A 25,256-nucleotide genomic window follows, 5' to 3' on the forward strand; every position below is an offset into this window, starting at 1 on the left:
CGGATTCAACCCGTAATTCAATCGCCCAGCAGTGACGCGGAAGCAAATATTCACGGTTCTTTCCTTACTTCCCCGGCGAGCTACTCTCAACAAATGCACAGCCTTTCTGCGGAATCTTCAGCGAAGCGCAAACGTTGAAACTACAAAGAGATCCCGCAAGGAGCACCATGCACGCAGTCTCCACCCGCCCCCTACCGGCCCCGCGCCATGCCCACGATCCACCCCGGACTTTGGTCATCGTCGGCACCGATGGCGCAGGCAAAAGCACCACTATTGAAGCTTTAGTACAGCAGCTGCGCAACGATCGCATTCAGGCTCGTAGGCTCGCAAACGTCGCCGCGCGGAGCTGGCTTACCAAATTCTCTCGCACCCTGGGAATCACGTTCCCGACTTTCACCCAGGATTTCTTCGAAACTTCCATTCGCAGCTTCAATGTTGCCCGCAATATGCTTTTCGCGGCCCGCTCTCCCGGACTCAGCGTGATGGACCGGCACCTGTATTGCCAATTAGTGCTGCGGCGCTTACGCGGCCATCCTCCGGGACTGCTCCTCCCCTGGCTTGCGGCGAAAAGTACCGAGCACGCGAGAATTGTCCTGCTCGACATCGACCCCATCCTTGCCTTTGAGCGGATCAATTCCCGCGGCAAAGACGACGAAAGCATGGAGTATCTCAGCGAAAGTCGAAATGAGTATCTGCGCCTTGCGCAAGTGCACGGTTGGATCACCCTTGATGCCTCGCTGCCCACATCCCAGCTGGTCGAACAACTTCGCTTGGTCATCGGCAAGTAGACTCGTCCCATGAGCGAAGCACAAGCATCTTTTGCACCGGGTTCCATTCTCGAATTGGCGCAAAGCACCAAGAAGCAATGGGAGCTGGGGCAGGTCCGGCTCATTGCGAGCGGCATTCTGGCGCAGGACGGAACGTTGCGGTCCAGCGAACTGCGGGAAGCAACCTGGCAACTGTCGATTCGCTCTATCGAGAAATCTGCAGCCTTTACTCCGTCGCCTTTGGCTCAAGTCTTCACGTTGATCGCCGGCGATTTCGTGCAACTGGATGTAGACGGGCAAGAGCACGGATTGGAACCGCTGCGCCCGTTGAAATTCGAAACGGAAAATCCTGTCCAGGCGAGCCAGCCCGCCGAAGAACTGCTCATCGTGCACGTGGCCGCCGTTCCAGAGCAGGTACGAGCCACCGTTCGCATTGTCGAGCTGTCCAAAAAGCGCGAGCAGTACCTCTTTGATGGGCAACTGGGCCTTTTGGTCCAGGGCTCCGCCAAGCTCTTGCTCGGCGACAGCGAAAAGTCGCTGAACCTGCGTGACACCGTCGTTGGCTCTGACGCCGGTAACCCACGCATCTCCGGCCGCGGTTTCATGGCTGTGGTTTCTTTCGACCAGCCCTAGCCCGTTCCGGCTCAATCAGCCATGGTCGCAAGATCCATAAATCTTCGCACTCAGAAACTGCACTGCCGGCCAAGAATATCGGCCATAGCGACAAGTCCAGGCCCCCATCTGGCAAAAGCCAGCTACCAGTCCAGACTCTGATACTTCACGTTTTTTGGCCTGCTGCATAATGCCCTCCATGGCGAATCAGCACCTGCGGTTTCCATAAAATCCCAGATCATCAGTGATTCGCCGATTCTCGCAGACCCCGGAATCGGTCTGCTTTGGCTTCGCCCTTATCCAGGCTTGCTGTTAAATTTCACTCTTCTTCGCTAGGGATTGATTCAATATCGGCAAATTTCCATGCCTTGACTCAGATTCAGCGCAAGAAGCGATAAATTTCCATTTTTGTGAAGAAGTGAAAATCTTAATTCAAAAAACCTCTGTTGAAGCCCTCGCACCTGCGGAAAAGTAGTTGTCACGAAGAAGTTCACAAGATCACCTTCCGATCGACATGAACCCGCAGCTTGTGCGAAGGAGCCGAAGCAATGACTACTGAAAACACCAACGAAACCTCGATCGACAACCGCATCGCAGCCATCGAGAGCGACTGGGAAAACAACCCCCGCTGGAACGGCGTAACCCGCGACTACAGCGCTGCCGACGTCGTGAAGCTCCAGGGCCGGGTCCAGGAAGAGCACACCTTGGCCAAACGCGGATCCGAGAAGCTGTGGAAGCAGCTCACCGAGGAAACCCCCACCGGCGGCTACACCAACGCGTTGGGCGCACTGACCGGCAACCAGGCAGTGCAGCAAGTCAAGGCCGGCCTTCGAGCCATCTATCTTTCGGGCTGGCAGGTAGCAGCAGATGCCAACTTTTCAGGCCAGACCTACCCGGACCAGTCGCTGTACCCGGCCAATTCGGTTCCCCAGGTCGTGCGCCGCATCAACAACGCATTGCAGCGTGCAGACCAGATCGAGTTCTCCGAAGGCATCCAGACCGTCGAAGACTGGATGGTCCCCATCGTCGCTGATGCAGAAGCCGGCTTCGGCGGCCCGCTGAACGCCTACGAACTGATGAAGTCCATGATCACCGCTGGCGCATCGGGCGTCCACTGGGAAGACCAGCTGGCCAGCGAAAAGAAGTGCGGCCACCTCGGCGGCAAGGTGCTGATCCCGACCCAGCAGCACATCCGCACCCTGAACGCGGCCCGCCTGGCCGCCGACGTGGCTGGCACCCCTTCCGTAGTTATCGCCCGCACCGACGCTGAAGCGGCAACGCTGATCACCTCGGATGTCGATGAACGCGATCAGCAGTTCATCACCGGCGAGCGCACCCCGGAAGGCTTCTACAAGGTCACCAACGGTATCGAGCCATGCATCGCCCGGGCCAAGGCCTACGCACCGTACTCGGACCTGATCTGGATGGAAACCGGCACCCCTGACCTGGAGCTGGCCCGCAAGTTCGCCGAAGCGGTCAAAAAGGACTTCCCGGACCAGATGCTTTCCTACAACTGCTCGCCGTCGTTCAACTGGAAGAAGCACCTGGACGATGCGACCATCGCGAAGTTCCAGCGCGAACTAGGCGCCATGGGCTTCAGCTTCCAGTTCATCACCCTGGCCGGATTCCACGCATTGAACCACTCGATGTTCGACCTGGCCTCCGGCTACGCGAAGGACGGCATGAGCGCCTACGTCGAATTGCAGGAACGCGAATTCGCTTCCGAGGCCGCCGGCTACACCGCCACCAGGCACCAGCGCGAAGTCGGCACCGGCTACTTCGATGCGATCTCCACGGCGCTGAACCCTAACGCCTCAACCCTGGCCTTGGTGGGATCCACCGAAGAAGGCCAATTCCATTAGACCCTGATGGGTCGATGGTGCTAGCCGGCAAAGGCGCCGGCTAGCACCAGCACCATTTCCAAGATTTTTAAGGACGCTGCCATGAACTCCCCCATCACCCTGAACAACATCACCATTACCGCTATCCCCGTTCGCTACCAGGAGCAGATCCTGACCAGCGAGGCCCTGGACTTCCTTTCGGCCCTGCACACCGCATTCGAACCGCGCCGTGCCGAGTTGATGCAGCGCCGCCAGGTCAACCGGGCGCGCATTGCCAATGGCCGCGATCCGAAGTTCCTGGACGAGACCCGCGCTATTCGCGAAGACGATTCATGGCAGGTCGCCCCGATCGCTCCGGGGCTGGAAGATCGCCGGGTGGAAATCACTGGCCCGATCGAACGCAAGATGGCTATCAATGCGCTGAATTCCGGGGCCAAGGTCTGGCTGGCCGACATGGAGGATGCTTCCTCGCCAACCTGGCAGAACGTCATCAAGAACCAGGTCAACCTGATCCGGGTGCTGGATCAGGACCTGGACTTCACCGCGCCGGATGGCCGCGAGTACAAGCTGAACAGCTACGATCTGCAGCAGCTGCCAACCATCGTGGTTCGTCCCCGCGGCTGGCACCTGCCGGAGAAGCACCTGCTGGTTGCCGGCACCCCGATGTCCGGTGCGCTGGTGGACTTCGGACTGCACTTCTTCCACAACGCCAAGCGCCTGCTGGCAGCCGGACGCGGCCCGTACTACTACCTGCCGAAGCTGGAGAACCATCTGGAAGCACGGTTGTGGAACGACGTGTTCAACATGGCCCAGGATCTGATGGATATCGAGCGCGGCACTATCCGTGCCACCGTGCTGATCGAGACCATCACCGCCGCATTCGAGATGGAAGAGATCCTCTACGAGCTGCGCGAGCATTCCTCGGGGCTCAATGCTGGCCGCTGGGATTACATCTTCTCGATTATCAAGAACTTCCGTTCCCGCGGACCGCGCTTCGTCTTCCCGGATCGCGACACCGTGACCATGACCGCCCCGTTCATGCGGGCCTACACCGAGCAGCTGGTGCGTGCCTGCCACCGCCGCGGGGCTTCGGCCATCGGCGGGATGAGCGCATTCGTTCCCAACCGCAAGGACGCCTCGATCAACGAGCTGGCCTTCGGCAAGGTCCGCGAGGACAAGGCCCGCGAAGCAGCTGATGGCTTCGACGGCTCCTGGGTTGCCCATCCCGACCTGGTTTCGGTTGCCCGGGAGGTGTACGACGAGGTGCTCGGCGAGAACCCCAACCAGTTGCAGCGCACCCGCGAAGATGTCGAGGTTTCCGGCCCGGCCCTGCTGAACATCGAGAGTGTCACCGGCAAGATCACCGAACGCGGCATCCGCGACAACATCGAGATCGGCATCCGCTACATCGAGTCCTGGCTGCGCGGCAACGGTGCTGTGGCGCTGCGCAACCTGATGGAAGATGCTGCTACCGCCGAGATCTCCCGTTCGCAGCTGTGGCAGTGGATCCACCAGTCGGCGATCACCGATGAGGGCGAGATCATCACCCGTCGCTGGGTCCAGGAACTGGCCGAGGAGACCATGGAGGGGTTGGAGCGCTTCGAGGGTGATCGCTTCGAGGAAGCCGTGGAAATCTTCGAAGCTTGCGCCCTGCGCGATGACTTCCCGACCTTCCTGACCAAGAACGCCTACCTGCGCTACCTGGATGCGCCAGCCCGCACCCTGGAAATGGCAGGTTAGGCAGTACCCGAGACCCGGCCGATAGAAAACAGTCGTCCCTGAACGTCGGCCACGCAAAGCGGCATTCATCCGTTGGTAACCAGTCCAGCGGGTGGATGCCGTTTTGCGTGTGCGGTGGCTAGGCTGTAGCCATGGCTTTCCAGTTCAAGAACCCGGCCGAGGACCTGTGGCAGCCCGATCTGCTGGGCGAGGATTTCTCGCAACGGCCGCTGCCGATGTCGGACGGTTCCACCGCGACGTTGATCAGGCACCGTCCGCGCAGAACGCTGCGCCTGCCGCCGCCATTGCGCGGGATCGCGGTGCTTTATGTGCATGGCTGGTCGGACTACTTCTTCCAAAAAGAGCTCGCCGAGTTCCTCAGTGAAGCCGGAGCGGATTTCTACGCACTGGACCTGCGCCATTATGGACGGAACTTGCCGGTAGACCAGGCCACCAAAATCGCCGAGCACAGAAGCCCGGGCTTCACCACCGATCTGGAGGAGTACTTCGAGGAATTCGACGCGGCCCACCGCATCATTTCCAGCGCGCATCCGGGCACCCGCTTTGTCCTGCTCGCCCACTCCACTGGCGGGCTCAGCGCTTCTCTGTATGCGGCAGCCAACCCGCAGAAAGTTGATGCGCTGGCGCTGAACAGCCCGTGGCTGGAATTCCAGGCCAGCGAGATCGGGCGCACCGCCTTGGCGAGGATCGTCCAGGCGGCCAGCAGCCGCAACCCCCACCGCTTCTTGCCGACGGTGGATCCAGGGTTCTACACCCGCACGGTCTCCAGCCAGTTTTCCGGCGAATGGGATTACGATCTGGGTTGGCGCCCGGTCAACGGCTTCAAGCTCACCGCGGGTTTCATCTCTGCAGTCTTCAATGCGCAAGCCAAGGTGAAGAAGGGGCTGGATCTCCAGATGCCCACCCTGGTGATGCTTTCGGCGGAAGACTATTTGCTGCCACGCTGGCACGACACCGCCACCCGCGCCGACGTGGCCTTGAACGTGCAGGTCGTCGCCCAGCGCAGCATCGACCTAGGCCGGGAACTGCATTTGGTGCGCCTGCCCGGCGCGCTGCACGACGTGTTCCTCTCCTCGCCAAAGATCCGCTCCAAGGCCTACATGGCGTTGGGCTCATGGCTTGCGGTCGTCAAGAACCGGCAGCGTGATTCGCTGGTGGCCTCCAGCATCCGCCGGATTGTTCCTTCCGGCATCTAGTGCGGCCTAGCCCGCGACCTTGCTGGGCACCTGGTCATTGACCAGTTCCAGCTGCCAATCGCCGGGCTCATTGCCGATGATGGCAACCGAGCCATTGCGGATGGTGTCCAGCTTGTAGCCGGCGAAGTGCGAGAGCGTGTAGCGGATAATGGTGCCGTGGCAGATTACCGCGACATTCTTGCCCGGGTAGTCTGCTGCAATCTGGTTGATTGCGCGCAGGCCACGGTCAACTACAGATTCCAGTGGTTCAATTCCGCCACCGTTCTTGTCCGGCCATAGCGCCAGCGCTTCGGCCTCAACCATGCCCTCGCCCTGGGCGTAGTCGCGCTCGATCAGCAGGTCGTAGCTAGGACCCAGTTCCAGTCCCAGACCGTCGGCGATGATCTGTGCCGTCTCGCGTGCACGAGAGAGCGGCGAGGAAACGATAGCGTCCCATTGGCCGCCGTCCAGCACCGAGACAGCCTCGCGGGCTTGGGCTCGCCCGGTGTCGTTCAGGGGGATGTCGCTGGAACCCTGCAAGCGGCCTTCGAGGTTCCATTGCGTCTGTCCGTGGCGGACGAATCCTAGTTTCATATGCCCATTCTCCCACCCGGCAGGTGGCCAACAGCAACCGCTGGTGGCCAAGCTCACGATGGATCTGCAACACTTAAGCGCGTCATGGCTGCCTGGAGCGCATAGGATTTTCACGGCTGTGCCCTGCCTTTGGCGCGGGCCCGTCCCCATCGAACGCACCCCTTATAGGATCCGAGCATTACTATCGTGAACGAAATAAAGGCGTCTCTCGCCCGCGGGCTGACGGCCCGCCACATCCGCTTCATGGCCCTCGGCTCAGCTATCGGAACGGGCCTTTTCTACGGCTCCTCTTCTGCTATCCAGGCTGCTGGCCCTGCCGTCCTCTTCGCATACATGATTGGCGGCGCTGCCGTCTTCATCGTCATGCGTGCCATGGGCGAGATGGCTGTCAAGCATCCGGTTTCCGGATCCTTCGCTCACTACGCTTCGCGCTACCTGGGCCGCTTCGCCGGCTTCGTCACCGGCTGGACTTTTGCCTTTGAAATGGCCATTGTCGCGATCGCCGATGTGACCGCGTTCGGCATCTACATGGGCTTCTGGTTCCCGCAGGTGGCGCAGTGGATCTGGGTGCTGGCGGTCGTCCTGCTGATCGCTTCGATCAACCTGATGAAGGTCAAGGTCTTCGGTGAAACCGAATTCTGGCTGGCTATCATCAAGGTGACCGCAATTATCGCCATGATCATTGGCGGCGCCGCCCTGATCATCTTCGGCTTCAACGCCCCTGAGACCGAAACCGCAACCGGCATCGCTACCCTGATGAGCGCTGGCACCCTGTTCCCCAACGGCTTCGTGGGCCTGCTGCTCTCGTTCTCCGTCGTGATGTTCGCCTTCGGCGGCATCGAAACCATCGGCATCACCGCTGGTGAAGCAGCTGATCCTGCCAAGTCGGTTCCAGCCGCCATCAATACCGTGCCATGGCGCATCCTGCTCTTCTACGTAGCTTCGCTGGCCGTAGTCATGATGCTCTTTGACTGGCGCCAGATCGACGGCTCAGCTTCGCCATTCGTGCAGATTTTCGACGGCCTGGGCATCCCGGCCGCCGCCCACGTGCTCAACGCCGTGGTGATCACCGCAGCCGTTTCGGCGATCAACGCCGATACTTTTGGGGCTGGCCGCATGCTCTACGCCATGTCCGAGATCGGCCATGCTCCGAAGTCCTTTGGCCGCATCTCGCGTAACGGCGTGCCGTGGATGACCGTGGTCATCATGGCCATTGTGTTGCTGGTCGGCGTGGTGCTCAACGCCCTGCTCCCGGAGTCGCTGTTCACCATCATCGCTTCCATCGCTACCTTCGCCACCGTCTGGGTGTGGATCATGATTCTGACTTCGTACCTGGCCATGCGACGCAAGGAAGCCGCGGCGGGCCGCGGACCGGCCGTTGCCCGCGAATACGCTGTGCCCGGCGGCACCGTTGCCGTATGGATCGCCTTGGCCTTCATGGTCTTCGTTGTCGTGCTCTTGGCCCTGAGCCCGACGACGCGTGTAGCCCTGTACACCGGAATCGCATGGCTCGTGCTTCTGGCCGTGCTCTTCAAGCTGCTGGTACGCCCAGCGGCGCCAATCAAGCAGGACAGCGACTCCTTGCTGAGTTAGCCACCGCACAATAAAACAGGACAGCGACTCCTTGCTGAGTTAGCCACCGCGCAATAAAATATGCCTGGTTTCGCATAAAGCGAAGCCAGGCATATTTTTTATGTCTTTCTACTTGATCCCGGTGGAGGTTCCGGCCTGAGGCTCCGAGGGCGACTCCAGGCCATGGGGTGTGCGCAGCTCCTGGAACAACGCCAGGCTGGCCCACGCGAGCATGCCGCCTGCGACGATCCACAAGCTGCCGAGCCCCAGCCGCAGGTAGGCCAAGACGCCACCCAGGGAACCCATGGTGATCATCAGCCAAAGCACTGCGTAGCGCATCCATAGCATCCGGTAGCCGCCTCGGTCCGACCCGGTGGCCAACCCGATGATTGCTCCACCGAGTGCCTGCCCGAGCTTGACCAACGTGCCGGTCATATACGTCAGGCCCAGGGAAACCTCTCCCGAACGAGTGTAGGAAACATTGACCACGCCCATCGCGGCGGCCAGCAGCAGAGCCGTCAGCTGCGGCAAGAAATTCCCGGAGATGGCCGCAGCGAGCAGCAGTGCCGCACTGGAATACATGGCCACTGGCCGGCGCAGCCTATCGAGCCGGAAGGTAACCAGCGTTGCGAGGATGACACCTGCGACAAAGCAGCCCACCAAGGACATCGCCATCGCCCATCCGGCAAGGTCCCCTGTCATCAGCGCCACGGAGGAACGCGTGGAGTTTCCCGACATGAAGGAGAGGAAGTAGCCGCCGAAGTGCACGAATCCGACGCCATCAACAAAGCCTGCCATCGCCGTAATCGTTCCGGCGAAGAGGATTCCGCGCCATCGAAGGTTCTTTGCCACTTGCCCTGCTTTCTCTCGCCATCAGCACCATCCGGTTTCCGTAGGAGCCCTGCCATTATCTCCCCCGAAATCAGCAGCTGCGAATAAGGAATGCCCGGTGAGCAAAAGTTGTTACCTCAAGCATGAGCGAAAATACGGCTGTCCAGTCCCCGGAAGACAAGCGCATCCGCGTGGATATCTTCTCCGATATTGCCTGCCCTTGGTGCTTCATCGGCAAGCGCCGCTTTGAGCGGGGTGTCGAGGCGTTCGAATACTCCCAGAACGTGGATGTCTACTGGCACTCGTACCAGCTGGACCCGAGCCTGCCTGAGAACTATGACGGCAGCGAGGCCGAATACCTCTCCCAGATGAAGGGGCTGGGCCAGGAACAGGTCGCCCAAATGCTTGACCATGTCACCACCCAGGCTGCCGCCGAAGGATTGAACTACGACTTCGCCAACTTGAAGGTCGCTAATTCCTTCACTGCACTACGCGTACTGGAATACGCCAAGAAGCATGGTGCCGGAAACGAGATGAAGGAAGCGCTGCTTTCTGCCCACTTCGAGAAGGGCCTGAACACCGGAGACCTAGAAACGCTGCTCGAACTGGCCGGAACGCTGGGGCTGGATACCGGGGAACTGCGTGCGAAGCTCTCGTCCGGATCCTACGTTGAGGAAGTCAACGCAGATATCGTCCAGGCACGCGAGCTGGGCATCAGCGGTGTTCCTTTCTTCATCATTGATGGAAAGTACGGCATTTCCGGCGCCCAGCCAGCCGAGGTCTTCGCAAATGCGCTGGCCCAAGTGCATTCCGGAGATGTGCAGACCCCGTAGCCAGCTATTTGCTGCAGACCAGCTTGCCTTCAGAAGTATCGAGCTTGCGTTCTTTTTCCAGGCCGTCGAACTTCTCCCCCAGCGCCAGGTCCACCCGGCTGCCCCACTTCTTTTCGTCGTAGATGAAAACGATGCCGGGGATCTGGCGCTGCACGGTGAAAGCCTGGGCATAGCCATCAGGCCCGGCAATGACCGCGCCAGCGGTTTCTGAGAGCGACTTCCACCCGGAAGTCAGCGACGAAATCTTGAAGCCGCGCTTTTCCAGTGCCTCGGCAGTGTCACCCGCAAGACCCGAAATATCGGTCGTGTTCAGCACGCGTATTTCGACATCTGAAGGTTTTTGGTACTTGAAATCGATGGCCGGGCACTTGGGGTTTTCGATTTTCGTCTCGCTTGGCTTCGGGCTCGCAACGGCGGCAGGCTCGCCACCCAACTTCAGCGTTCCATTGAAAACGAGTACGGCGCCGGCCAAAACCGCGATCACCAGCAGGGCCATCACGGAGAAAACAATGTTCTGGCGTTTGCGGGCACGCCGCTTAGCCTGGCCGTCCGAGCTGAAACTTAATTCTTGCTCGTCGACAATATGCGCACCGTGCCATTGCCCCGGGTCATCGCGATCACGCATCATTCCACCTTGCTCTGGTCAGCCTTCGGCAGCTGCTGGCCTGAAGGCGACGTCATCGTCATCCTCGTGGCGCTAGCTTATCTAACTAGCGTCCAGATCCAATATGCGTGCGTGTATTACCGAGCGATGATGAAGCGCCGAGCGCAGCGCGCGGTGCATCCCATCCTCCAGATACAACACGCCCCGATAGCGCACTACATGCGGGAACAAGTCGCCATAGAAGGTGGAATCTTCAGAGAGCAATGTTTCAAGATCCAAGGTGGCTTTGGTGGTGACCAAGTCAGCTAGTTTCACTTGCTGCGGGGGAAGTCCGCTCCAATCACGCGCCGAAGAATAGCCGTGGTCCGGGTATGGACGGCCTTCACCTACCGCTCGAAAAATCACTATTCAAGCATACGGACAAACTCTCCAGACCCACAGACCTACAGATCAGGCGCTAGTTGGCAGGCCGCAGGAAGGCCACTTCCCGAGACGGCGCCGATTGAGCCGGGTGGCAGCCGGACTCGCCGCGCAGTTGCCGGGCGAATGCTACACGCGAATGCGAATAATCAGACACGCAATGCGAAAAAGCAAGGATTGTTACGCCAAGGGAAACTTGGAGGAACCGGGCGTAACTTTAGCTGGTAACAATCGCGTCATAAGGTGCACTCTGGGTTTATGAACAACGTAGTCACCGAGATCCCACTGCTCGATATTTCTACCGCACGCAATGCTGACGGCTCCTTCAACAAGGATTTCGTTGCCGCGATTCGCGACGCCGCACACCGCGTCGGCTTCTTCCAGATCGTCGGATACAGCGCATATGCCGGGCAGGACCAGGAACTGCTCGACACCATCGCAGAATTCTTCCAGAAGCCCGTTGAGCAGAAAATCAAGCTCGATAACCGCAATAGCGCCCAGTTCCGCGGCTACACCCGGATGGGCACCGAAATCACCCGCGGCCGCGCCGATGCCCGCGAACAGATCGACTACGGACCGGAACGCGAGACGTTGGCGGTCGTTCCCGAGGACAAGCCGTACTTGAACCTGCAGGGCCCGAACCAGTTCCCTGCCGATTTCCCCCAGCTCGAAGAGCGCGCCATGGCGTGGGCCGAGCTGATGAACAAAACCGGCCACGAGCTGCTTTCGGCCATCGCTGTGGGGCTGGGCTTGCCCGAAGGCCACTTCGACGAGCCATTCGCCAACACCCCGTCATGGATGGGCAAGTTGGTGCACTACGTTTCGGGCGACGTCGTACCAGAGTCGGGCAACCAGGGCGTTGGCCTGCACGCCGACTACGGCTTCGTCACCCTGCTGCTGCAGGACCAGGTTGGAGGGCTGCAGGTGCAACCCTACGGCCAGGAAGAGTGGATCGAGGTGCCGCCGACCCCGGGTGCATTGGTAGTGAACCTCGGGGAGATGCTCGAAGTCGCGACCAACGGCTACCTGATGGCCACCATCCACCGCGTCATTGCGCCACCAGCTGGCGTTGACCGCTACTCGGTGCCGTTCTTCTACTCCCCTCGACTGGATGCAGTGATCGACAAGGTCGAACTGCCAGCCGAGCTGGCTGCCGAAGCTCGCGGCGTCTCCGATGATCCGGAAAACCCAATGCTGGCTTCCTACGGCGCCAACGTGCTCAAGGGATGGCTGCGAGCCCACCCGCAGACCGCGGCCATCCACTACCCAGAGCTGGCCAAGGGGCGCAAAAGCGCCTAGGCCGTGAGCTTCTGCAGGGATCAGGAGCTGCACACGCAAAACCTGTTGGCGTCGAGCTGGTGAGAGATTACCGGCCCGGCGCCAATAGGCATTTAAAGCGCCTCGCTTATTCGACGCCGGAAAGCACGCAGAATTCGTTGCCTTCAGGATCAGCCATCACGATCCAGCTCTCGTCCTCCCGCTGGCCCACATCGGCGTAGCTGGCCCCCAAAGAGATCAGGCGATCAGCTTCTTCTTGCTGCTGGGCGTTTTGAGGACGCAGGTCCAGATGGAGGCGATTCTTGATGCTCTTGGTTTCGGGCACTTGCGCGAACGTCAATTTCAGCCCGCCCTGGCCTTGGGATTTGGACCCAATACTGACCAAGCCGACTTCTTCTTCCAATACGTCATAGTTCAGCGCTTCGCACCAGAACCTCGCCACCAGCATCGGGTTCGCGCAGTCGACGGCGATTTCGCTCAATACACTTGCCATAGTCTTACCTTGCCGAAAGATTGCTGAACAGTTGCCACGGATACTACCCGCCAGGTTCTTGCAATGCCGGTAAGCGCAAAAAAATAATGTCCCGGCTCAGCGTTTTCACGATGAGCCGGGACATTAAATTCGGCGGAGGATAGGGGATTTGAACCCCTGAGGGCGTTAACCCAACACGCGTTCCAGGCGTGCGCCATAGGCCGCTAGGCGAATCCTCCTCAGTTTGCTCCGTGGAGCAGGATCCAGCATATCTAAATTCTCGCTCAATCACGAATCGGACGTTTCCACGTTGCTTCCCAGCTCATTCTTGAGGCGCCAAACCCCTGAAATTCGGTAATTTTGCACCTTTTCACCATCCCGATCTTTTCTTCAAAGGCTGCCGTTTGAACAGATCAATACTGTAAACATGAGTAAAAGAGAGGTATTTCACAGCCAAGACGACCCTCGCCGACTGCCCATCAGCCCGCCCGGAACAAGGGGCATCCCCGGAATCGATGGTCTTTGGGCCGCGAACCTGGACAAAGACAATCTCTTTACCCAGATCGCCGCTACCGCCATAAACCTTTATGACCAGTCGCCGGTCACTGCATCCGCCCAGGGCCTGGAGCGGCTGAAGACCATTGCCCGGCTGCACAGCATGCTGGATGCTGCCGAGGCAGCGGTGTTGGCCGATAGCTACGAATATTCGGTCGCCGAGACAATCAGCCACGGAACCCAAGAGCCGCTGCTGGATGACCCTGGCACAACGGAAGAAACAGCTGAAACTCATTCTGCCTACTTCTACGGTGTCAATCGCTCCGACGAGTCGCTGATCCGTTCTTCCTTTGTTGCCGAGGCATCGGTGGCAATGCGCTCCTCGGAAAAGAAAGTCCAGGACAAGTTGTTCTTCGCCGAAGGACTGCGCCATCTTTGCGCAGACACTTTGGACGCCCTGAGCGTCGGTGAGATCACGACCAGATCCGCGCAGGAGATCGTCAAGCACTCTCAGGATCTGGCACCCGAGGACGTGGCACTAATGCAACGAACCTTGCTGCCGATAGCGCGGCAGGCCGCTGACTCCGCGATAGCCCTACGTGCCAGGAAAATGCGTGAGCGATTGCATCCAAAGCCCATTGAAGAACGCCACAAGAAAGGTGCGGAGGACCGCAAGATCACCTATTGGCACGAGGCCAATGGAATGAGCGTGATTCAGCTGCATCTGCCGGTGGAAAAGGCGTTGGGCATTATCAATACGGTCAATTGGCATGCCGTACGAAATGTTGATCCAGCTGATAATCGGACCGAACAGCAACGACGGCTGGACATTGTTTGCGATGCGTTGCTCGATGGTTGGCCCGCAACCGAAGGGACCCCGCTCAAAGCTCGTGTAGCTGTCACGATTCCTGCGCTGGAAATGCTGGCCAACCCTAAACGCGCACTAGCTGACCTTGAGGGCTACGGGCCGATCCCAGTAGGGACAGCGCTGCTAATCGCAAAAGACGCCCCGTCTTTCATCAAGGTGCTCACCGATCCTTGGTCAGGGGCAGCTATAGACGTGGGCCGCGAAAAGTACCGTCCGTCCAAGGCGCTGCGTGATCTGCTGCGAAATCGGGATATCGTCTGCCGCTTCCCCGGGTGCAATCGGCCCGCCGAAGCATCCGAGATTGACCACATCGATGCATGGGCAAAGGGCGGGCACACCACGCGCAGCAATACGCATTTATTGTGCAAGCGGCATCAGATGTTCAAGCACGTGCTGGGATGGCAAGCCACCTATCTTCCGGACGGTTCAGTGAACTGGCGCTCCCCCAACGGCATGATCTGTGTTGAGCTTCCCGGCAGCGTCACCAGCGTCCAGAACTTCGACTTCGAGAAGGAGCAGACGCCCATGTTGCCTACCGTCCAGCTCAATGACCGCGTTCGACGCGTACTTGGGTGGCTAGAACCGCCTGAAGAAGCGACCGGCTGAGGACGAACAGCATTTTTGGTCAAGCTCTCTGAGCCATGATTTGCAAGCTGAGAGCAAGCGCACGCCTGCCGATTTTCATCCAAGCGCCAACCTCGGGTAGTATTTTTGGTGACCCCTCGTGTGGTGTCATCCTGTTGAACTCCCCCAGGACCGGAAGGTAGCAAGGGTAGATGGGCTCTGGCAGGTGCATGAGGGGTCTTTTACTTTCTTACGCAAGCCGAATGGAGTCCACGTGGGCGCTGGCCGTTTCGCCCCTAGCCCTTCGGGGCCACTCCACCTTGGCAATTTGCGCACGGCCATCCTCGCTTGGCTTTTCGCCCGCTCCTCGCAACGCAAATTCCTACTGCGCATTGAAGACTTGGATCGTGTTCGTTCCGGCGCCGAAGCCACCCAAATTGCTGAATTATCGTCCTTGGGCCTTGATTTCGACGGCGAAATTCTCCGACAGTCCGACCGCCTTCCGATTTATCTCCAGGCCGTTGAGCGGCTCAAGGCCCGCGGCTTGGTCTATGAATGCTTCTGCTCGCGCAAGGACATCGCCGAAGCCGGAAGTGCTCCGCATGCTGCTCCCGGCGCCTACCCGGGAACCTGCCGCGATCTGAGCGCCAGCGAACGCTCGGCTAAAGCGCAGAACCGTCCAGCCGCCTTGCGACTGCGTTCAGAAGTGAACGAATTTTCCGTTCATGACGAACTATTCGGCGATTACACCGGCGCGGTAGATGACTTCGTCCTGGTCCGCAACGATGGAGCTCCCGCCTACAACCTTGCGGTTGTCGTCGACGATGCGTTCTCAGGCATCGACCAGGTCGTGCGCGGAGATGATTTGCTCTCTTCTGCGCCGCGGCAGGCCTACATGGCAACGCTACTGGGCTACACGGTCCCGGCCTACGCGCACGTACCGCTGGCACTGAACACCAAGGGCCAGCGCTTGGCTAAACGCGACGGTGCAGTAACACTCGAAGAGATCACCGAACAAGGTGTGCATCCAGCCAACGTTGTGGCGATTTTGCTAGAGTCATTGGGCTTGCCCAGCACAAGTTTGCAGGCAGCTCTGGAAGCTTTCGATCCGGCGAATCTGCCACGTGAACCGTGGACCGTCGAACCATTGAATATTGTCCAACAGCTGATGCCTAAAGCATCAGGCAACTGATAGGGAACCGGTGTGAGTACAGCGCTATATCGCAGATATCGTCCCGATACGTTTGGCGACGTTATCGGCCAGGAGCACGTTACCGCGCCCTTGATGACGGCGCTGGAGAAGAACCGCGTCAACCACGCCTACCTATTCTCCGGTCCGCGCGGTTGCGGCAAGACGACTTCTGCCCGCATTTTGGCCCGTTGCTTGAACTGCGAGCAGGGCCCTACGCCCGTTCCTTGCGGCACCTGCCCAAGCTGCGTGGACCTTGCCAATGGTGGCCCGGGTTCGCTGGACGTCATCGAGATTGACGCGGCCAGCCATGGTGGCGTCGATGATGCCCGCGATCTGCGCGAGCGCGCAACCTTCGCGCCAACTCGCGACCGCTACAAGATCTTCATCATCGATGAGGCCCACATGGTCACGGCGGCAGGCTTCAATGCCTTGCTGAAGATCGTTGAAGAGCCACCGGCGCACATCAAATTCATCTTCGCGACTACCGAGCCGGAAAAGGTCATCGGCACCATCCGCTCGCGTACCCACCACTACCCATTCCGCCTGGTTCCGCCAGAGGCATTGCTGGCGTACCTGCAAGTGCTCTGCGAACGCGAAAGCGTCGCGGTAGCCGAAGGTGTACTGCCACTGGTGATCCGTGCTGGCGGCGGTTCGGTCCGCGACACTCTTTCGGTGCTGGATCAGCTGATCGCTGGTGCCCGCGATGGCAACCTGGATTACGAGACGGCCATTGCACTGCTGGGCTACACCCACTCGACACTGCTCGATGAGGTCACCTTGTCGCTGCACGAATCCGATGGCGCTGGTCTGTTCGGTGCGATTGACCGCATCATCCAGACCGGTCTGGATCCCCGGCGCTTCGTTGAAGACGTGCTGGAGCGCTTCCGCGATCTGATCATCGCCAAGGCCATGCCAGAAGGCCTTGAGAAGATCTTGCGCGGCGTACCCGAAGACCAGCTTGAATCCCTTCGCTTGCAGGCTGGCCTGGTCGGCGCAGGCGAACTATCGCGCTGGGCCGATGTAACCAACAAGGCCCTGAGCGAGATGACCGGCGCAACCTCGCCTCGTCTGCACCTGGAATTGCTGGCCGCGCGCTTGATGCTGCCCGGTTCGCAGAATTCCGACAGCGCTTTTGCCGCTCGGCTGGATCGGTTGGAGCGCCATGCGATGACCGGTGGAGTGCTGCCTGCGCTTGATGAGGACGACGCTGCAAGTGCTGGTGCCTCAATGAACGCCACTCCTAACCCGGGCGCCGCGCGTCAGGGCGCTGCCGCAGTACGCGAAGCCCTGGCCGCCGCCAAATCCCGTCGTGAGGGTGCACCCGAACCGGCTGAAGCGCAGGGCGAACCAGTGGCTGGCGAACAGGCCCCACAGGTTCAGCCAAATCATGCCCAGCCGCAACCGCAGGCTCCCGAGGCTCCAGCGCAAATGCAGCAGCCCGCGCAGCACGCAGAACCAGTTCAAGCTCAGCGCACCGAGCAGCCTCAAGAGACTCCGCAGCCAGTACCTGCCGAGCAGGAAACGCATCCCCAGCAGTCCGCGCCATCACAGCCACAGCCACAGCCACAGCCACAGCCACAGCCACATGATGATCCAAATGCTCCGCTGGATCCAGGCGCGGCAGCGTCGCTGAACACTGGTGAAGCCGCTGACTGGGGCGCAACTTGGGGTCCAAAGGGCGAAAATTACTCGGTGACCACCGAGGTGCAGCCTGGTCCGAGTATTCCGGCAGCTCGTCCGGAAGGCGTGGCACCATTCAGCTTGGTTCCCGATCCTTCCAGCGGTGAAGACCTGTCATTCGGCACCGGGGTCTCCATTGATGACGTGAAGCAAAATCCTGCCATGGCCGAATTCGCACGTCGTGCAGCTGCCAACCGAACACCACAAGCACCGCAGTCGGCACAGCAACAACAGGCGCCGCAGTCGGCACAGCCGCAACAGGCACCAGAAGCTAGCCAGGCTGGCGTGGATGCTCAGCGCCATGCTGCCCACCAGGCGCAAGAACAAGCCCGACGCGAACAAGCTGAACGCGAAGCACAACAGCGCGCCGCACAAGAACAGGTCCAACGGGAACAAGCTGAACGCGAAGCACAACAGCGCGCCGCACAGGAACAAGCCCAACGCGAACAAGCTGAACGCGAAGCACAACAGCGCGCCGCACAGGAACAAGCCCAACGCGAACAAGCTGAACGCGAAGCACAACAGCGCGCCGCACAAGAACAAGCCCAACGCGCTCAAGCACCGCAACAGCAACAACAGGGTGCTCAGCAACCTCAACATGGTGCCCCTAGCGGGATGCCGCAGAGCCAGCCAGCACCACAGGACACCGGCTCACCGGTGGCGATGTTCCAGCAAGCATGGCCAACGATCTTGCAGCAGTTGCAAGGCAGCTCGCGCGTCCTGCATTCCATGGTTGCCACCTATGGCTCTGTGGCAGGCTTCGATGGCCGCACCCTCACCTTGGCGTTCAGCAATACTGGCCCAATCGTGAATCTGCGCAACCGGCCGGATCTGATGAATACGCTGACCGGGGTTCTGTCCCAGGTCACCGGTGCACCGATCGAAGTGGTCCTCACCGAAGGCGGCTCCAACCCCAACGGTGGTGGTTACCCAAAAGGTGAGCGCCGGCCAATCCCGGCGCCAACCCCAGCACCAACTAAGTTCACCAAGGCTGTAAGTTCTGCTGGGGCGGCTGCGCGCGCTGCGGCACGGGCCCAAGCTGCCGCTCCGGCACCGCAGCAGCGTCCGGTATCCGCTGTGCCAAGCTCGGCACCAGTCGCGCCTGCACCACGAGCCCATGACGGGTACGACAGCTCCTATGATGACGTTCCGCCTCCCGCGGATGAACCCTACTTCGACGAGCCCCCGTTCCCGGATGACCCGTACTACGTGCCAGCTGGTTCTGTTCCGGAAGCCCAGCAGGTTCAGCCGCAGCAACAGGCTCCGGTCCCGGCCGTGGCTCCGCAGCCGACCCCGGCAGCGCCAGCACCGACGCCGGCGCCGGCGGCTAGTGCACCACGGAGTTTCGGTGGACCTCCGGTGGCTCCCAAGCCCCGGATGACCGCTGGCATGACGGCGCGCCAGGCTGAGGGCGGTGTTCCGAACATTGCACGTCCGGTTTCTTCGACCCCGTTGCACCCGGAAAGCACCACCGATTCCTTCGGGAATCTAGCGGTTGGCGAATCCGGGCAGCAGGCTCCACAAGCTATGGCGCCATCAGCTCCATCGGTTCCGGAAACCCCGGCGCCGCGGGTTGCCCAAACGCAGCCGCAGGTCCGCCCCCAGCACCAGGAACAGCCTCGCCAGGAACCGGCCGCACCGCTGCAACCCCCGGCCGCACCGCTGCAACCCCCGGCAGCCCCGCAGCCGGCCCCTGAATCCGCTCCGGGATGGGGCGCTCCACAGGCTGAACCGGCACCGGATCCTGCGGATTCGGCACCGGCGGTCTCAGGCCGCATGAGCCGATACCAGCAGCTGATGGACCAGGCGAAGAACGCACCCAATGCCCCGGCGCCTGCCCAGGCGGCGCGCGGCTGGGGCGGTCCTGCTTCGGCTCCCGCGCCTGCTCCGGTGCAAGAGCCCGAGGAATTTGTCCCGAGCGACGATGATATCGAGGTCGAGGATTCGGCACTGATCGGTGTTCCAGCCGTGGAACGCCTGCTCGGCGGCATGGTCATCGAGCAGCGTGACGTCAACGGGAATGTAGTGGAAATCAAACGAAGCTTGTAGCCGGCACCACGGCGAACTGTCGGAGTGAGACACTAGGGTGTACCACGGAACGATTTCACGGTATTGAAGCAAGCTAGAAAGTAGGCGCACGTGTACGAAGGTGCTGTACAGGAACTGATCGACGAGCTCGGTCGCTTGCCTGGCATCGGCCCGAAGTCGGCTCAGCGCATTGCTTTCCACATTCTTGACGCCGATGCCGAGGACATGACCCGGCTCGCCGCCTCGATCCAGCTGGTCAAGGAAAAGGTGAAGTTCTGCGAGATCTGCTTCAACATCTCGGAGCAGGAAACCTGCGCCATTTGCCGCGATGAACGTCGCGATGGCACCAAGATCTGCATCGTGGAGGAGTCCAAGGACGTCCTGGCCATTGAGCGCACCCGGGCGTTCTCCGGCAAGTACCACGTGCTCGGCGGTTCCATTAATCCGCTGGCAGGCATTGGCCCGGAACAGCTGCACATCCGCGAGCTGGTAACCCGCTTGGCCGATGACTCGATCACCGAACTGATCCTGGCCACCGACCCGAATCTCGAAGGCGAAGCCACCGCCGTGTACCTGGTGCGCGCGCTAGCCCCTTTGGGCATCCACATCACCCGGTTGGCCTCCGGCCTGCCGGTGGGCGGCGATCTGGAATACGCCGATGAAGTGACCCTGGCCCGCGCCTTCGAGGGACGTCGCGCTGCCGGCCGCACCGCGCCGGGTCCGGCCCGCGCCAAGGCCCAGAAGCAGGGATCCGAGGAGCAGGCGCCGCAAGATCAGTCCGGAGAAGCTGCAGAGAAGCCGAAAGCCCAGCTATCCGAACCTCGCCTGCTGCACGTTGGCGGTGCGCCGGTTTCTTCCAGCAACGCTGGCGAAGGGCCTTCGCATCCGGTAGTCCCCGAGATGGATAGCCGTCGCAGCCAGTAGTTCTGGTTGCCTTGGAACGCTCTGCACTCTTCCGGTTCGCCGGCTTGAGCGCAGGGCGTTTTTCTATGCCAGCACGGTGATGTGGGGTGAAACACGCTTAGTTGATAATAGTCAACTATCGCCTTATAGTTGATATCAATCAACCATTCAGGCCCTCTATGCCTGACCCTAAATTTTTGGAGCTTCCATGACCGCAACCGCACCGGTCGCCAAGCCCAAGATGACTCACCGCGAAATCCTCACTGCCCTCACGGGCATTTTGATGGGCATGTTCGTCTCCATCTTGGCCAGCACCGTCGTTTCCAGCTCGCTGCCAGTGATCGTCTCCGATCTCAACGGCAGCCAGACCGCCTACACCTGGGTGGTCACCGCCACCTTGTTGGCGACCACCATCTCCACTCCGATCTGGGGCAAGCTCGCCGACCTGGGCAACCGCAAACTGCTGCTGCAGATCTCGCTCGGCATCTTCGTGCTGGCCTCGGCCGCCGCAGGTTTCTCGCAGGACACCAGCTTCCTGATCACCATGCGCGTCGTCCAGGGCCTGGCCGGTGGCGGCGTAGGCGCCTTGGCGCAGATCGTCATGGCCGATTTCCTCTCCCCCCGCGAACGCGGCAAGTACATGGGCCTGTTCGGCGCGGTCATGGCCGTTGGCACCGTGGGCGGCCCGCTGATCGGCGGCTTCGTTACTGACACCATCAACTGGCGCTGGAACTTCTTCATCGCCCTGCCTTTCGCCATCGCTGCGGTCATCCTGATCCAGCGCACCTTGCACCTTCCGGCCATGGCCAAGCGCAAGGTCAAGATCGACTACTGGGGCATCGTCCTGCTTTCCTCCGGCGTCTCGCTGCTGCTGATCTGGATGTCGCTGGGCGGCTCGCAGTTCGAGTGGGCCTCGACGACCAGCTACCTGATGATTGCCGGTGCGGTAATCCTGCTGGCGCTGTTCATTCTGGTCGAAGCCAAGTCCTCCGAGCCGCTGCTGAGCCTGGGCCTGTTCAAGAACCGCACCTTCACCTTCGCGGTCATCGCATCGCTGGCCGTTGGCGTTTCGATGTTCGGCACCTCGGTGTTCCTCAGCCAGTACATGATCATGGCCCGTGGCGCATCAGCCACCATGGCCGGCCTGATGACCTTCCCGCTGATGGGCGGCCTGCTGGTCATCTCCACCATCGGCGGTGCGATGATCTCGCGCACCGGCAAGTGGAAGGCACTGGTAGTCACCGGTTCGGTGCTGATCGTCGTTGGGCTGTTCCTGCTGGGAACCATCCACTACGACACCAACTACGCGTTGGTCGCCGCCTACATGTTCATCCTCGGCGCCGGCATGGGCCTTGTCATGCAGAACATGGTGCTGGTGGTGCAGAACTCGGTCCACGTCAAGGAACTGGGTGTAGCCTCCTCGGCCGTGAACTTCTTCCGCACCTTGGGCGGCACTGCGGGTACCGCAGGCCTGGGCGCCATACTGGCGACCACTGTGCCGAACATGATCGCCGACCGGCAATCCGATTTGGCTGCAGCCCTGGCTTCCCTGGGCGACCAAGCCAAGGAGCTGACCGCAGCATTGGGATCGGGCACCCTGCCTTCAGTTGCAGCGATGCCTGAACCGGTCCGCGTGATCTTCGAGTCCATCTACGGCGACGCAGTGCCTTCGCTGTTCACCATTGCCGCTCCGCTGTCGCTGCTCATCGTCGTGGCTGTCTGCCTGATCCCCAACCAGTCGCTGAAGACCCAGACTGCAAGTGAACGCATGCAGGAGCTGGCTGCTGAGGACCAGGACGCAGCCAAGGCAGAAACGCCAGCTGGCAACTAGGAGATCCGGTGCAGGTTTCAAGCAAAGCCGAAGACGTTCCCGCCGCTCAACGTCCCGATCTCTATGCCTCAGCCGAACAGGAGTTATTTTCACTGATCGCGCTGACGGCGCGTGCCAAGCGGGAACTGGCCACTCGGCTCGACAGCCGGCTCACCCCGGGATACCTGCCCGTGCTCGGGATGATTCTGCGCAGCCAACGCATCACCCAGTCTGAAATCTGCGAACACTTGCTGGTCGATAAAGCTGCGCTATCGCGCATGATCACCAAGCTGGAACAGCTGGCGCTGGTCAAGCGTGAAGTCGACCCGGAAGACCGGAGGGTGTTCCACATCCTGCCTACCGAGCTTGCGGTTGAAAGGTGGCATGAATGCTTCCAAGGGTGGCGTACAGAGCTCCGCTCGCGCATGACCAATTGGGACAATGAGGATCTGTCGGCACTCATCGACCTCCTGAGCCGATTGAATTTGGAAATCAAGTCCCTCTAGAGCGGTCCAATCCCAGGCCGGTCTTCTCGGAATTACCGAGAAGACCGGCCAGGGGCTTTTAAAGCCCACTACATGCACCGGCAGTTCACGGCTTCGCACAGCGCCCTCGCTCAAGGCCCATTCCCCGGCGCCAGACAGCGGCGCCGCGGCCACCTTGTTGTTGGAGCGCGTCAGGTTTCGGCACATGAGCACTTCACTGGGCAGATCAGGGAAAATCGAAATCCGCACTGGTTCAAGCGTGGAGGATTGGGCAGGCATCATGGATGCCGCGGGCCTGCGCGACATGACGCAGAACGAACGGGTTCAGAGGCTGCTTCCGCTGCTGCAGGACCTCAGAAAAGCGGCAGGCTCCTGCGGGCCCGGCGCATCGCTTCGGAGTACCGACAGCTCCAAGTCCGCCATAGACTGTCCTCATGGCAATAAAAAGCAGCAACCTCCCGGCCATCGCCAAGGCCACCGGCATTGAATGGGATCAGTGGTGCGCCAAACTGCGCGCTGGCGGAGCCGATCAACTTACGCACAAGCAGATAGCCGAACTGGCTTTCACCCACATGCCCCCAACCGTGGATACTCCGGGCTGGTGGGCTCAATCCGTGGCTGTTGCCTATGAGCAGCATATTGGCCGACGCCTGCCCGGCCAATCCCAAGACGGCACCTTCCAAGGTTCGGTGAGCAGCACCATCGATGCTGATTTGGATACCACGCTGGAACGCTGGATCGCCTGCGTCCAGGGGCTCCAGGAGTTCAACGGCCACCAGCTTTCCGAACCTGCACGCACCAGCGGCTCAGAGCGATGGCGCTATTGGCGAGCTGATTTCAGCGACGGAACCAAGACACAGGTAGACATTGGCCTCAAAGGTGGAAAATCCTCGGTTGCCATAAACATTACTAAGGCTGAAACACCTGAACAGGTGTCTGGATGGAAGAGCTTTTGGCGACAAATTTTGGCTGAATTCAAGGGGTAGCCAGTGTTTTTCAACAACCTGCATTGAGGTTCCTAGGCAATATGACCAATGGTTACCTTCACAACTAGGACATGTCGCCCCGTAGCTGTCACAATATTTATCTGGTAGATGTCTCGCGCCACAGTTCCATCAAAAACCACCGGCGGCGAGGCACAGCTTTCAACAGGTGGAGTGAGTGCCCATGGGCCTAATTGTTCAAAAGTTTGGCGGTTCTTCCGTTTCAGATGCCGAAGGCATCAAGCGTGTAGCGCGCCGAATTATTGATACTAAGTCCAAGGGCCATGACGTCGTTGTCGTTGTTTCCGCAATGGGCGACACCACCGATGACTTGCTGGACCTGGCAGGCCAGCTTACCGATGATGCACCAGCCCGCGAGATGGACATGCTGCTCTCCGCTGGCGAACGCATCTCGATGTCGCTGCTGGCGATGGCGATCAACCAGCTCGGCGAGCAGGCTGCTTCATTCACCGGCTCGCAGGCAGGCTTGATCACCGACTCCACCCACGGCAAAGCCCGCATCATGGAGGTCTCCCCGCAGCGCGTACGCCGTGCCATCGACCGCGGATTCATCGCCATCGTCGCCGGTTTCCAGGGCATGAGCAAGGAATCCAAGAACATCACCACCATGGGCCGTGGCGGCTCGGACACCACCGCCGTCGCGCTGGCCGCAGCGCTGGGCGCCGATGTCTGCGAAATCTACACCGACGTGGACGGCATCTACACCGCCGACCCGCGCGTGGTCGCCTCGGCCAAGAAGATCGAGAAGATCACCAGTGAAGAAATGCTGGAAATGGCCGCCAGCGGCTCGAAGATCTTGCACCTGCGTTGCGTGGAATACGCCCGCCGGTTCGGCGTGCCGCTGCACGTGCGCTCTTCATTCAGCACCAACGAGGGCACCTGGGTGCTCCCGGATCCCGAAGACAAAATCAAAATTCAAGAGGGAGAACCCTTGGAACAGCCAATCATCTCAGGTGTCGCCCACGACCACTCCGAAGCCAAGGTCACCATCATTGGCGTTCCGGACATCCCCGGCAAAGCAGCACAGATTTTCGGGGTTATCGCCGCTGCGCAGGCCAATATCGACATGATTGTGCAGAACATCTCGACCCGCGGTTCGGGTGCCACCGATATCTCCTTCACCCTGCCGATGACCGAGACCAAGCATGTGCTTGAAGCACTGAACACCGCGAAGCCGGAGATCGGTTTCGAGGAAATCGAGCACAATGACGAGGTTGGCAAGCTCTCGCTGATCGGTGCCGGAATGCGCTCGAATCCAGGAGTCTCCTTCACCTTCTTCGAGGCATTGCACCGCGCGGGCGTGAACGTGGACATGATCTCCACTTCAGAGATCCGCATCTCCGTGGTCACCGACGCCGACAAGCTCAACGATGCAGTACGCGCTATCCACACCGCGTTCGATCTGGATACCGACGTGGAAGCCACCGTCTACGGCGGCACCGGCCGCTAAGCGCCGACAAGCTGAAAAGGAGAACGCCTGCGAAACAA

At 60.4% G+C, this 25,256-nt stretch carries 20 protein-coding genes, 1 tRNA gene, 1 other RNA gene and 1 pseudogene; 17 read left to right on the top strand and 6 right to left on the bottom strand.

What is annotated here, in order from left to right:
• Positions 1-167 precede the first annotated feature (167 nt).
• From AC1Z36_RS00950 to AC1Z36_RS00970, 5 genes are all read left to right on the top strand, one after another.
• The gene (locus tag AC1Z36_RS00950; RefSeq protein WP_332498602.1) at positions 168-788 is read left to right on the top strand and encodes a nucleoside/nucleotide kinase family protein; all 621 of its coding nucleotides are present in this window, start codon (positions 168-170) and stop codon (positions 786-788) included.
• A gap of 9 nt (positions 789-797) precedes the next feature.
• Positions 798-1,400, top strand: coding sequence for a HutD family protein (locus tag AC1Z36_RS00955; protein ID WP_483561570.1), 603 nt, complete (start codon positions 798-800; stop codon positions 1,398-1,400).
• A 527-nt stretch (positions 1,401-1,927) separates the two neighbouring features.
• Positions 1,928-3,241, top strand: coding sequence for an isocitrate lyase (gene aceA / locus AC1Z36_RS00960; RefSeq protein ID WP_332498605.1), 1,314 nt, complete (start codon positions 1,928-1,930; stop codon positions 3,239-3,241).
• A gap of 81 nt (positions 3,242-3,322) precedes the next feature.
• Complete coding sequence (gene aceB / locus AC1Z36_RS00965) at positions 3,323-4,960, top strand: malate synthase A (protein WP_332498606.1); 1,638 nt, start codon at positions 3,323-3,325, stop codon at positions 4,958-4,960.
• Positions 4,961-5,091: 131 nt separating this feature from the next.
• Entirely contained in the window at positions 5,092-6,156 is a 1,065-nt protein-coding gene (locus AC1Z36_RS00970) for an alpha/beta hydrolase (protein ID WP_332487375.1), read from the top strand.
• A 6-nt stretch (positions 6,157-6,162) separates the two neighbouring features.
• Here the strand turns inward: AC1Z36_RS00970 and AC1Z36_RS00975 are convergent, their stop codons facing one another.
• The gene (locus tag AC1Z36_RS00975) at positions 6,163-6,729 is read right to left on the bottom strand and encodes a histidine phosphatase family protein (RefSeq protein WP_105659183.1); all 567 of its coding nucleotides are present in this window, start codon (positions 6,727-6,729) and stop codon (positions 6,163-6,165) included.
• Positions 6,730-6,915: 186 nt separating this feature from the next.
• On the opposite strand from AC1Z36_RS00975, the gene AC1Z36_RS00980 reads away from it, so the two are divergent.
• Positions 6,916-8,322 carry an amino acid permease gene (locus AC1Z36_RS00980; RefSeq protein WP_105659184.1) on the top strand — a complete coding sequence of 469 codons (1,407 nt, stop codon included), beginning with the start codon at positions 6,916-6,918 and terminating at the stop codon, positions 8,320-8,322.
• Between the two features lie 108 nt (positions 8,323-8,430).
• Here AC1Z36_RS00980 and AC1Z36_RS00985 read toward each other — a convergent pair whose 3' ends face one another.
• A complete protein-coding gene (locus AC1Z36_RS00985; protein ID WP_181149078.1) occupies positions 8,431-9,153 on the bottom strand; it encodes a YoaK family protein in 723 nt (240 codons plus the stop codon).
• 122 nt (positions 9,154-9,275) lie between these two features.
• On the opposite strand from AC1Z36_RS00985, the gene AC1Z36_RS00990 reads away from it, so the two are divergent.
• On the top strand, positions 9,276-9,965 hold the full coding sequence (locus AC1Z36_RS00990) for a DsbA family oxidoreductase (protein WP_332503489.1): 690 nt from the start codon (positions 9,276-9,278) through the stop codon (positions 9,963-9,965).
• Positions 9,966-9,969: 4 nt separating this feature from the next.
• On the opposite strand, the gene AC1Z36_RS00995 is transcribed toward AC1Z36_RS00990, so the two are convergent.
• Together AC1Z36_RS00995 and AC1Z36_RS01000 are read right to left on the bottom strand one after the other, a co-directional pair.
• A complete protein-coding gene (locus AC1Z36_RS00995) occupies positions 9,970-10,593 on the bottom strand; it encodes a LytR C-terminal domain-containing protein (RefSeq protein ID WP_105659187.1) in 624 nt (207 codons plus the stop codon).
• 78 nt (positions 10,594-10,671) lie between these two features.
• The gene (locus tag AC1Z36_RS01000; RefSeq protein WP_105659188.1) at positions 10,672-10,974 is read right to left on the bottom strand and encodes a type II toxin-antitoxin system VapB family antitoxin; all 303 of its coding nucleotides are present in this window, start codon (positions 10,972-10,974) and stop codon (positions 10,672-10,674) included.
• Between the two features lie 273 nt (positions 10,975-11,247).
• On the opposite strand from AC1Z36_RS01000, the gene AC1Z36_RS01005 reads away from it, so the two are divergent.
• Positions 11,248-12,288 (top strand): isopenicillin N synthase family dioxygenase, encoded by a 1,041-nt coding sequence (locus AC1Z36_RS01005; protein ID WP_105659189.1) that lies wholly within the window; start codon positions 11,248-11,250, stop codon positions 12,286-12,288.
• A gap of 106 nt (positions 12,289-12,394) precedes the next feature.
• On the opposite strand, the gene AC1Z36_RS01010 is transcribed toward AC1Z36_RS01005, so the two are convergent.
• Complete coding sequence (locus AC1Z36_RS01010) at positions 12,395-12,760, bottom strand: VOC family protein (RefSeq protein ID WP_332503487.1); 366 nt, start codon at positions 12,758-12,760, stop codon at positions 12,395-12,397.
• A gap of 133 nt (positions 12,761-12,893) precedes the next feature.
• Positions 12,894-12,978 (bottom strand) — tRNA-Ser (locus tag AC1Z36_RS01015).
• A gap of 188 nt (positions 12,979-13,166) precedes the next feature.
• Between AC1Z36_RS01015 and AC1Z36_RS01020 the strand changes: the two genes are divergently transcribed.
• From AC1Z36_RS01020 to AC1Z36_RS01060, 9 genes and pseudogenes are all read left to right on the top strand, one after another.
• Positions 13,167-14,708, top strand: a complete 1,542-nt coding sequence (locus tag AC1Z36_RS01020) for an HNH endonuclease signature motif containing protein (protein ID WP_332503485.1) — start codon at positions 13,167-13,169, stop codon at positions 14,706-14,708.
• 107 nt (positions 14,709-14,815) lie between these two features.
• An RNA gene (gene ffs, locus AC1Z36_RS01025) (signal recognition particle sRNA small type) lies at positions 14,816-14,912 on the top strand.
• A gap of 28 nt (positions 14,913-14,940) precedes the next feature.
• Positions 14,941-15,858 (top strand): tRNA glutamyl-Q(34) synthetase GluQRS, encoded by a 918-nt coding sequence (gene gluQRS, locus AC1Z36_RS01030; protein ID WP_332487365.1) that lies wholly within the window; start codon positions 14,941-14,943, stop codon positions 15,856-15,858.
• A gap of 12 nt (positions 15,859-15,870) precedes the next feature.
• The gene (locus AC1Z36_RS01035; RefSeq protein WP_483561571.1) at positions 15,871-19,587 is read left to right on the top strand and encodes a DNA polymerase III subunit gamma and tau; all 3,717 of its coding nucleotides are present in this window, start codon (positions 15,871-15,873) and stop codon (positions 19,585-19,587) included.
• A 90-nt stretch (positions 19,588-19,677) separates the two neighbouring features.
• Positions 19,678-20,268: pseudogene (gene recR, locus AC1Z36_RS01040) on the top strand (recombination mediator RecR); the annotation flags it as partial.
• Positions 20,269-20,677: 409 nt separating this feature from the next.
• The gene (locus AC1Z36_RS01045) at positions 20,678-22,300 is read left to right on the top strand and encodes an MFS transporter (protein ID WP_105657996.1); all 1,623 of its coding nucleotides are present in this window, start codon (positions 20,678-20,680) and stop codon (positions 22,298-22,300) included.
• A gap of 8 nt (positions 22,301-22,308) precedes the next feature.
• A complete protein-coding gene (locus AC1Z36_RS01050; RefSeq protein WP_105657995.1) occupies positions 22,309-22,785 on the top strand; it encodes a MarR family winged helix-turn-helix transcriptional regulator in 477 nt (158 codons plus the stop codon).
• 413 nt (positions 22,786-23,198) lie between these two features.
• A complete protein-coding gene (locus tag AC1Z36_RS01055; protein ID WP_332488429.1) occupies positions 23,199-23,750 on the top strand; it encodes a hypothetical protein in 552 nt (183 codons plus the stop codon).
• A 181-nt stretch (positions 23,751-23,931) separates the two neighbouring features.
• On the top strand, positions 23,932-25,218 hold the full coding sequence (locus tag AC1Z36_RS01060) for an aspartate kinase (protein ID WP_105657993.1): 1,287 nt from the start codon (positions 23,932-23,934) through the stop codon (positions 25,216-25,218).
• Positions 25,219-25,256 lie beyond the last annotated feature (38 nt).

This window comes from Glutamicibacter sp. BS14, assembly GCF_056934375.1.

Bases quoted from the DNA above. Each gene is read 5' to 3' on its own strand.
- aceB (WP_332498606.1), top strand. From the start codon at position 3,323: ATGAACTCCCCCATCACCCTGAACAACATCACCATTACCGCTATCCCC.
- AC1Z36_RS01010 (WP_332503487.1), bottom strand. From the start codon at position 12,760: ATGGCAAGTGTATTGAGCGAAATCGCCGTCGACTGCGCGAACCCGATG.
- AC1Z36_RS01055 (WP_332488429.1), top strand. From the start codon at position 23,199: ATGGCAATAAAAAGCAGCAACCTCCCGGCCATCGCCAAGGCCACCGGC.
- AC1Z36_RS01045 (WP_105657996.1), top strand. From the start codon at position 20,678: ATGACCGCAACCGCACCGGTCGCCAAGCCCAAGATGACTCACCGCGAA.
- AC1Z36_RS01005 (WP_105659189.1), top strand. From the start codon at position 11,248: ATGAACAACGTAGTCACCGAGATCCCACTGCTCGATATTTCTACCGCA.
- AC1Z36_RS00970 (WP_332487375.1), top strand. From the start codon at position 5,092: ATGGCTTTCCAGTTCAAGAACCCGGCCGAGGACCTGTGGCAGCCCGAT.
- AC1Z36_RS00955 (WP_483561570.1), top strand. From the start codon at position 798: ATGAGCGAAGCACAAGCATCTTTTGCACCGGGTTCCATTCTCGAATTG.
- AC1Z36_RS00950 (WP_332498602.1), top strand. From the start codon at position 168: ATGCACGCAGTCTCCACCCGCCCCCTACCGGCCCCGCGCCATGCCCAC.
- AC1Z36_RS00995 (WP_105659187.1), bottom strand. From the start codon at position 10,593: ATGATGCGTGATCGCGATGACCCGGGGCAATGGCACGGTGCGCATATT.
- aceA (WP_332498605.1), top strand. From the start codon at position 1,928: ATGACTACTGAAAACACCAACGAAACCTCGATCGACAACCGCATCGCA.
- AC1Z36_RS01060 (WP_105657993.1), top strand. From the start codon at position 23,932: ATGGGCCTAATTGTTCAAAAGTTTGGCGGTTCTTCCGTTTCAGATGCC.
- AC1Z36_RS00975 (WP_105659183.1), bottom strand. From the start codon at position 6,729: ATGAAACTAGGATTCGTCCGCCACGGACAGACGCAATGGAACCTCGAA.
- AC1Z36_RS01020 (WP_332503485.1), top strand. From the start codon at position 13,167: ATGAGTAAAAGAGAGGTATTTCACAGCCAAGACGACCCTCGCCGACTG.
- AC1Z36_RS00990 (WP_332503489.1), top strand. From the start codon at position 9,276: ATGAGCGAAAATACGGCTGTCCAGTCCCCGGAAGACAAGCGCATCCGC.